The 7,938-nt window shown below is 71.7% G+C and carries 7 protein-coding genes and 2 pseudogenes; 4 read left to right on the top strand and 5 right to left on the bottom strand.

Annotated elements, in window-relative coordinates:
• The first annotated feature begins 74 nt into the window (after positions 1-74).
• From ACFU7Y_RS35200 to ACFU7Y_RS35185, 4 genes and pseudogenes are all read left to right on the top strand, one after another.
• Entirely contained in the window at positions 75-1,076 is a 1,002-nt protein-coding gene (locus ACFU7Y_RS35200) for a polyprenyl synthetase family protein (RefSeq protein WP_380770803.1), read from the top strand.
• Positions 1,073-2,035: a DUF2332 family protein gene (locus tag ACFU7Y_RS35195; protein WP_380770802.1), complete on the top strand. Its 963-nt coding sequence runs from the start codon at positions 1,073-1,075 to the stop codon at positions 2,033-2,035. Before ACFU7Y_RS35200 ends, ACFU7Y_RS35195 begins: the two co-directional genes overlap by 4 nt.
• Positions 2,036-2,098: 63 nt before the next feature.
• Complete coding sequence (locus ACFU7Y_RS35190; protein ID WP_380770801.1) at positions 2,099-3,289, top strand: cytochrome P450; 1,191 nt, start codon at positions 2,099-2,101, stop codon at positions 3,287-3,289.
• 61 nt (positions 3,290-3,350) lie between these two features.
• A pseudogene (locus tag ACFU7Y_RS35185) lies at positions 3,351-3,490 on the top strand (phosphotyrosine protein phosphatase); the annotation flags it as partial.
• Positions 3,491-3,944: 454 nt separating this feature from the next.
• Here ACFU7Y_RS35185 and ACFU7Y_RS35180 read toward each other — a convergent pair.
• The 5 genes and pseudogenes from ACFU7Y_RS35180 to ACFU7Y_RS35160 all read right to left on the bottom strand — a co-directional run.
• Positions 3,945-4,712, bottom strand: a complete 768-nt coding sequence (locus ACFU7Y_RS35180) for an endonuclease domain-containing protein (protein WP_380770800.1) — start codon at positions 4,710-4,712, stop codon at positions 3,945-3,947.
• Positions 4,713-5,471: 759 nt separating this feature from the next.
• A complete protein-coding gene (locus tag ACFU7Y_RS35175) occupies positions 5,472-5,897 on the bottom strand; it encodes a hypothetical protein (RefSeq protein ID WP_224276160.1) in 426 nt (141 codons plus the stop codon).
• A 68-nt stretch (positions 5,898-5,965) separates the two neighbouring features.
• Complete coding sequence (locus tag ACFU7Y_RS35170) at positions 5,966-6,940, bottom strand: GlxA family transcriptional regulator (RefSeq protein WP_224276158.1); 975 nt, start codon at positions 6,938-6,940, stop codon at positions 5,966-5,968.
• Positions 6,937-7,521 carry a cysteine hydrolase family protein gene (locus ACFU7Y_RS35165; RefSeq protein ID WP_380770799.1) on the bottom strand — a complete coding sequence of 195 codons (585 nt, stop codon included), beginning with the start codon at positions 7,519-7,521 and terminating at the stop codon, positions 6,937-6,939. The genes ACFU7Y_RS35170 and ACFU7Y_RS35165 overlap by 4 nt, the downstream gene beginning before the upstream one ends.
• 121 nt (positions 7,522-7,642) lie before the next feature.
• Positions 7,643-7,775 (bottom strand): annotated as a pseudogene (locus tag ACFU7Y_RS35160) (family 1 glycosylhydrolase); the annotation flags it as partial.
• Positions 7,776-7,938 lie beyond the last annotated feature (163 nt).

Below are 7,938 nucleotides of genomic sequence, written 5' to 3'. Positions count from 1 at the left end.
GGCGAGTGCGGGGCCTCCCCCCGCGCCGCCACGGCCGCCGGAGCGCCGGCGGGCCCGACCACAAGGACACATCGATGAGTCCCACCGAGACTGCCGAACCGCTGATCGTTCCCCCCGACTGGTTCGCAGCCGTGGGCACGGAGATCGCCGTGGTGCTGGAGGACCTGCGCCGCGACCACCCGGGCCTGGCGGACGCGGCCGCCGGCCTGCTGGCAGCGGACGGCGGCAGCCGAAGTCCCTTCCGCCTCCTGGGCATGGCCGTTCTCGGAACGCTCACCGGCGAGCCCCGGCCGGCAGCCACGGTGTGTGCGGTCTCCCGGCTGTGGTGGGCGGGGGCCGAAGCCCTCGACGACCTCGCCGACGGACAGGGCCCGGCCGCACCTCGGGGCAGGTCCGAACTGGCGCGCACCACCCTGGCAGCCGTGGCCTGCGGGAGCACACTCCCCCAGTGGGTGATCGACCGGCACTCCACAGCCCCGGACATCCGCCTCGCCTGGGAGCAGGAACTGGTCCGCACCGCGCTGGACGCGCTGGAGGGCCAGTTGGCCGACATCGCCGAGCCGGCGGACGACGCCGTCACGTGGCGGTCCGTCATGGCCTGCTACCGGGGCAAGAGCGGCGCCGCCTACGGCCGCGACGCGGCGATGGCGGCCAGGCTCGCCACGGACCGGCCCGAAACCGTGCGGTCCTGGCGGACCTTCGGCGAGCTCTTCGGCGTCCTGCGACAGCTCGGCAACGACGGAGTTCCCAGCCCGGCACAGGAGTTCGAGGATCTGGCCAACGGCACCCGCACCCTCCTACTGGCCCACGCGCTCGAAGTCGCCGCACCCGCGCACCGAAAGCACCTGCTGCGCCTGCGTGCCCGGGTCGGCACCGATCCGGGCGCCCGCGCGGAACTGCGAGCCGCCCTGCGGGACCCGTCCGTCCTCGACGGCTACGGGCGTCGGGTCGAGTCGCTGCGGCAGCACTGCTGCGCGGTGCTCGACCGACTCGCTCCGGACGGCACGTACCGGGAGCTGCTGCACGGCATGATCCACACTTCTGCCAAAGCGGTGCCGAACGGAGTTTCCGCGTGAACGAATTGATCGACCGTCCGGAGCTGCTGCGGTCGATGGCCGCACGGTCCGCCGGGGCCGCTCCCTTCGCATCGGGACTGCTGGCCAGACTCGCCGACGACGTCGAGCACGGCGGGCCGGTGACCCGCCTGATCGGGCAGCACCCACAGGCCGGCGCACCCCTGTTCACCATCCGGGCCATGGCCGGGGTCCAGGGCCTGCTGACCGCCGGGCGGCTTCCCCGGCTGACCGCGCACCTGGCCGAGTCGAGTGCGACGGACGGACTCGAACCGCGCGGCACCGACCGGTCGTGGGAGCTCTTCGTCACGGCGATCGCCGACCACCCCGCCGAGATCGCCACCGCGCTGGACAACCCGGTGCAGCAGCACGAGCCCGTCCGTGCCGCAACGCTGCTGCACGGCCTCGCACTGCTGCGGGCCCCGCGGATCCGACTGCTCGAACTCGGCGCCTGCGCCGGGCTCAACCTGCTGATCGACCACTACCGGTGGTTCGGGCCCGGCTGGGAGTGGGGCGACCCCACCTCACCGGTCCGGTTGCCCGCCCACGGCCCGGATCCCGGCAGCATCGCCATCGTGGCGCGCGCCGGCTGCGACCTGCACCCCCGCGACCCCGCCGATCCGGCCGACGCGCAGACCGTACGGAGCTACCTGCCCTTCGAACACACCTTCCTGCGAGCCGCCCTCGACGACGCGCTTGACCTCGCCGCCCGCACCCCGGTCCGGGTGGAACAGGCGGACGCGGTCGGGTGGCTGCGGCGCGAGCTGGCCACGCCGGCCGATCCGTCGGTGCGCACCGTGGTCTGGCACAGCCTGTTCTGGGGATTCCTCGAACCCGGCCAACAGGACGCCCTGGAACAGATCATGACCGACGCCGCCGCCACCCTGCCGCTCACCCGCATCGCCTTCGAACCCCACGACTGGACGATGCCACCACGGCTCCAGCTGATCCAGTACTCCTGAGCTCGGAGCGCTCCCGACACGCCGCCGACCCAGCGGCTCGTTCTCTACGTGAGGAATCCCGGCATGCTGCTCGGCGAGGCATATCAGTACCTGGCGTCACCCGCCGGCCGCCAAGACCCCTATCCCGCGTACGCCGCTCTCCACGCCCACGGGCCCGTGGTGCGCCTGCGACCGGACTTCTACGCGGCCACCGGCTACAACGCCATCAACGCACTGCTGCGGGACCCGCGCCTGGAGGTCCGGGGCCGGCCGGACGGCGCCGCCTCACACCTCATCGCGAACTCCATGATGAAGGCCAACGGACCCGACCACGCCCGCGTCCGGCGGCTCGCCGCGGACGCCTTCTCACCCCGCAGGACCGACCGGCTGCAGGAGGTCGTCACCACAGAGGCGACCGCCCTCGCCGACCACGTGGCCCAACTCGGCCGCAACGGCGAAGCCGTCGACCTCATGGCCGAGTTCGCCTACCCGCTGACGATCCGGATCATCGGCACACTGCTCGGCGTCCCGGCCGGCGAGCACCAGTGGCTGCGCGAGCGGGCGCAGGAGACGACCGCCGTCCTCGAACCGTTCCGGCCCGCCGGCCCGACCACCACGGCCGACCGCGCGGCCCTCGAACTGGAAGATTACGTCACCAAGCTGACCCGGCTCCGACGCACCGAACCCCGCGAGGACCTGATCACCACGCTGGTGCTGGCACACGACCGCGACAACGACGAACTGTCCACCCGCGAACTCGTCGTGAACCTCGTGTTCCTGCTGCTGGCGGGCTTCGAGACCTCCACCAACCTCCTCGGCAACGGCCTGGGCGCCCTGCTGGACCACCCCGACCTCGCCGCCCGGCTGCGGACGGACCCGGACCTGGCCGACCGGTACGTCGAAGAGATCTCGCGCTTCGACGCGCCCCTGCAACTCACCAGCCGGTGGGCACCCGAGACGATCGAGATCGACGGCATCGGCACGATCGAGAAGGGCAGCCACATTCTCCTGTTCCTCGGGGCGGGGAACCACGATCCGGCACACTTCGCCGTCCCGAACCGGTTCGATCCGTTCCGGGACTCCCCGCAGTCACTCTCCTTCGGCGCCGGCGCACACTACTGCCTCGGCTCGGCACTGGCCCGCACGGAGGCGCGACTGGCACTCCCGCTGCTACTGAAGCGCCTGCCCGGCATGCAGCGCACCGGCACGGCAGTGCGCCGCGACCGCCTCACCTTCCGCGGCTACGCCAGCCTTCCGGTTTCCTTCCAGAACTGACAGGCCGCCCACCACCCCATCCGTACTGTTCGTCCGCGTCCACAACGCCGACCGGTCCCGGATGGTCGCCGCCTTCCTCACCCGCCTCGGCGCGGCCGGGTCCAGGCCCTCTCCGCCGGATCCGTCCCGGCCGACACCGTGAACCCCACGGTGGTCGAAGCGGTGCGCGAGGTCGGCGTCGGCATCTCCGCCGAGACTCCGACCGCGACGTGACGGAAGGGCGCCGGTGACGATCGGCCGACGCCGGCGAGCCGCGGGGCCACCGGGTGCCGTGCTGGCGTCCCTGGCCGGCTATCCGCTTCCGCCCGGTTCGAAGCGCCCCGGGAACGCCCGGCAGGGTCTGCGTGGGCCGGCCGGGATCCGTGTCGAGGAGGTCGCGGTGCGCGCGGCCGCGTGGATGCTGAGGTCGCAGACGCCGAGCTTGCCGATGCGGGCAACGGGTCCCTGGATGACGAGGGCGGCTGGACGGCGAACCGGCGGCGGGCGGAGGAGCGGGAAGTCGACCCGGCCGGCTTCCCACTTCTCCGGCGTTTCCGGGGACCGGAGTTGACCACTGCTTGACCTTTTGGGGCCGCCAGCGCGCCCTCCTCCAGTGATCACCACACAGCGCTACTACCGATTACGGGACAGAGCCCAATTCCTGATCGACCCCCGACTACGCTCCGAACAGCGTCAGGCCCTCGCTGCTGGTGTCCGGAACGACGGGCCGGAACTGCGTGGGGACGGTGTCATGGCGGCCGGGCCCCGCGGCAGCGGCCACCGGCGGGGCTGTCTCGGCCAGCCAGGTGCGGAATCGGTCGACGGCTTCGCGGTAGGGGACTTGCGCCAGGACGCGGTGCTCCCCGCTGGGACAGTAGTCCACACTCAGGGTGATCATGCAGGAGCGGGGCGCGTTGTGACTGCCCGTCCAGGAGGCGCGCAGTTCACCGCAAGGCTTGCGCCCGCGGGAGCTGCGAGGGGCGCGGTGGGTCGGGCGCAGCGGTTCGCCGACCAGGAGTGCGGTCAGTGCCGCCAGGTGTGGCAATGGCAGCGTGGTGCGGGCGCGGCAGCCGGGGCAGCGGTGCCAGTGCCGCAGCCAGTCCTCGGCGTGGGTGTGGAAGAGGGACGTGTAGCGGCTGGTGACGTATACGTCGTTGTCGTAGAGGTAGTTCGGCCGTTCCCGCGTGTTGCAGGACTGGCAGACGGGTGCGCGGACGTAGCCGTGCTCGTGGCAGTGGTCGACCGCGAAGGCAGGTGCCTGTCGGCAGACGGCGCACCTCCAGCCGGACACCTCCAGCTTGGCGCGCTTCTTGCTGAACACCGAGTAGACGTGGCCTTCCAGCTCTCCGTTGTACGGGCGCAGCGCGGTTGTGCGGCAGTCGGGGCAGATCGTCTGCCAGCTGCTGCCGGCCGGGACCCGCCACTGCTCGGGCTGATCCGCCACGGAGCCGCACCTCTGACAGGTCCGCGCGGCCAGCAACCACCGCTGCTCGGCGTGCTCGGCCACGTCCAGCACCTTCACCAGCGTGCGAGGTAGCCACCACGTGTCCCCTGCCCCCGCTCCGGTCCGCTCCCTCAGAGACCGGCGCCAGTCGATCCCCGCCAGATGCGGCAGATGGTCGCTGTCGCGCAGCAAGCGCCCAGGGGTGGCATCGACGCGGGATCGGGCCCATTCCTGGCCCAGGCGCTGACGCCACCGCAGTGCCGGCCCGTCCCCCTGCCCCGCTTTCAGTGACCCGCGGAAAGGAGCGACACGGACCAGGCCGACCCCGCTCACCTTGACCGCACGCAGCTCCTCGGCCGCCCGGCGTACATCGGCCTCTTGAACGTGCCACCGGCCGCCGGCTCCCTTCACCGTCGGCACCGCACGCGCGCCAAGCAGCACGTACCCCACCCGCGGATCGGCAGGGAAGCCGGTGAACGCTTGCCCAGTGGCCGGGAACACACTGTCGGCCATCAACTCGGCCCACAGGGCATCGGCGACGGCCAGGGGCACAAGGTGGCCCGTGCGGCGCGGAGTGGCGCGGTGCGGCATGCCCGGCACGCTATCAGGCACCACGGACACGAAAGTCCGACACTGGTAGTGCTTGCGGCTCTACGGGCTCGTGAGGTAGCGCGCAATCTCGCGGCCAGCGCCCGCCCAGGCCGGCTCGCCGGCTGGGCGACCCGACCGAGAAAGGCAGCGGCAAGCAGCTCTGGAGCACTACGCGTTCCAGGCCGAGGTCAGCCAGGTCAGGTCCGCTTCGGCCTGGCCGCGGGCGCTCTGCTCACGGATGAACAGCTGCTCGGTCTTGGTCAGCACGAGGGTGTACGGGCGTCCCTGCCGCCTGGTCTGGTGGTGTACCGGGAGCCCGGCCGAGTCGATTTTGGTGTGCACGTGCCGGCGTCCGTCCTTCGCCAGCGGCCATTCAAGGACTTGTCGTGAGCGGGAACCAAGGAACGTCTCCAGGGTGGCGCACAGTTCGCAGCCGCAACCGGTCCAGGCGATCGACCAGTCGTCCGCGGCACGCGGCTGTCGTGCGGCGATCGCGCGGAGCCGGTCCGCGCAGTCGCGCGCGAGCGTGTCGAGCCCCGCCGTGCGCCTGGCGTCCGTCGGCAGTGCCTGCGCCGAACGGCGCAGCATCGGCATCGGCCCGTCGAACGGGCTGTCATTGTGGCAAGACCTTGACCGAAAGCCACTGGCTCTCATCAAGTCGACTATCCGACAGAGGAGTTGACGCACTCTGCCAGCCCGTCCACGCCGCGGACCGCACCGGCGTAGACGACTCCGGCGCGGGCGCGCAGGCGGCGGAGCATCCGGGCGTCCTGGAAGCCGGCCGCGCGGGCGGCGGCCTCCGTGGTGGCGCCGTGCGCGATGAGGTGCTCTGCCCGCTCGACGCGCAGTTCCTGCTGGTAGCGCAGCGGGGTGAGTCCGGTGGCCTCGGTGAAGTGGCGGGTGAGGGTGCGCTCGCTGACGCCCGACGCGCTGGCGAGGTCGGCGAGGCTGAGCCGGGCGGTGAAGCGGGCGTCGATCAGGTCCTGCACCCGGTGGACGGCGTCGACCAAGTGGGCGCGGTGCCGAAGCATCACGCTGACCTGCCGCTCGTCGCCGTTGCGGCGCGCGTAGACGACCATCTCCCGCGCGATCCGGGCGGCCGCTGCCGGCCCGTGCCGGACAGCGACCAGATGCAGGGCCAGGTCGATGCCGCTCGCGATGCCGGCCGAGGTCACCACCCGGTCGTCCACCACGTACAGCACGTCGCGCACGACCACCGTCCTCGGGTAGCGGCGAGCCAGTTCGTCCTGGAGGTCGTGGTGCGTGGTGCAGCGGCGCCCGTCCAGCAACCCCGCCCGGCCGAGCGCGTCCGCGCCCGCACAGACGCTGGCGACCGTACCGCCGGCCGTGTGGTGGACGGCCAGCCGCTCCAGCGTCGCCGGGGAGAGGTCCCCGTGCGCCCGCAGCGTCGACGCCCGCCAACCGGGGACCACGATCAGGTCGTCCGGCGTGAGCCGCGGCCACTCGACGGAAGCCCGCAGCGTGAGCCCCTGCGCCGTGGGGACGTCCTCCTGCTCGGCCACGTAGCCGACCGCGTAGCCGAGCCCGTGGTCGGCCGCCGTCGAGAACACCTGGGCGGGCCCGGCGAGGTCCAGCAGGTGCAACTGCGGGACCAGCAGGAAGACGACGCGGGTCACGATCCGGTCAACTCCTTCACAGTGGTGACGGTGGCGAAGCGGCCCGCCAGAGCGTACTCGGTACGGGCGATGATCTCCTCCGTGGAGAGCGTGCGCGGATCGGCAAGGATCTCGTCGAGACTGCGCCCGGCAGGCGCGTCGTGATGCTCGATCGGATGGGTGGCGGTCGCGTCGACCACGAACGTGACGGCGTAGCCGAGGTCGGCAGCCACCCGGGTGGTGGTCTCACAGCACTGCTCGGTGCGAATGCCGCTGACCACCAGTTCGCGGATCCCCTGCTGGGTGAGCAGCTGTTGCAGGTTGGTGGTGGTGAACGCGTTGTGTGAGGTCTTGGTGACGACCGGCTCACCCTCCACCGGCACCAGCCCCTCCATCAGGCGGACGTGACCGAGGGCGGGGTCGAACACCGTCCCGGTGCCGGGCTCGGCGTGCAGGACCCAGACGACGAGGTCGCCCTTGGCCCGGGCGTGCTCGACGAGCCGGGCCACCTGCCCGACGATCCCGGGGTTGGAGACGGCCGCCCAGTTCTCGCGGCGGCGGAAGGATTCCTGGACGTCGATGACGAGGAGTGCGTTGGTCATGCCTCGATCCTCACCGCCGCGGGGTGCCCGGATGAAGACCCCATCGGGCCTGGATGCGGAACGATCCGGTCAGGGCGGGCGGCGGGCCCGCCGCCCGCCCGCCCGGTGTCGCCTCGCTTGCCTACTCCACCGGCCGCGCACGATGGGCGGCGATCAGGTCGCGGTACCAGGTGTAGGAGGCCCTGGGGGGTGCGGCGCTGGGTGGTGAAGTCGACGTGCACGAGGCCGAATCTTTGAGTCAACCCTTCGGCCCATCGAACAGGCTGTCATTGGAGTCGCGGCTCGTCCTGGCCGGTGGTCATCTGCCCGCTGCGAAGCCTTCGCTACCTTGGAGATCCTGGTCTCACCAGAAAGTCAAGATGGCAGTCGCCGAGATGATTTAGTCGGGTAGCCGGGTCACGGCAACGTGACCCGGCT

The sequence above is a fragment of the Kitasatospora sp. NPDC057542 genome (assembly GCF_042801945.1).
Classification (GTDB): Bacteria; Actinomycetota; Actinomycetes; order Streptomycetales; family Streptomycetaceae; genus Kitasatospora.
This window is presented reverse-complemented; position numbering and strand designations above follow the sequence as displayed.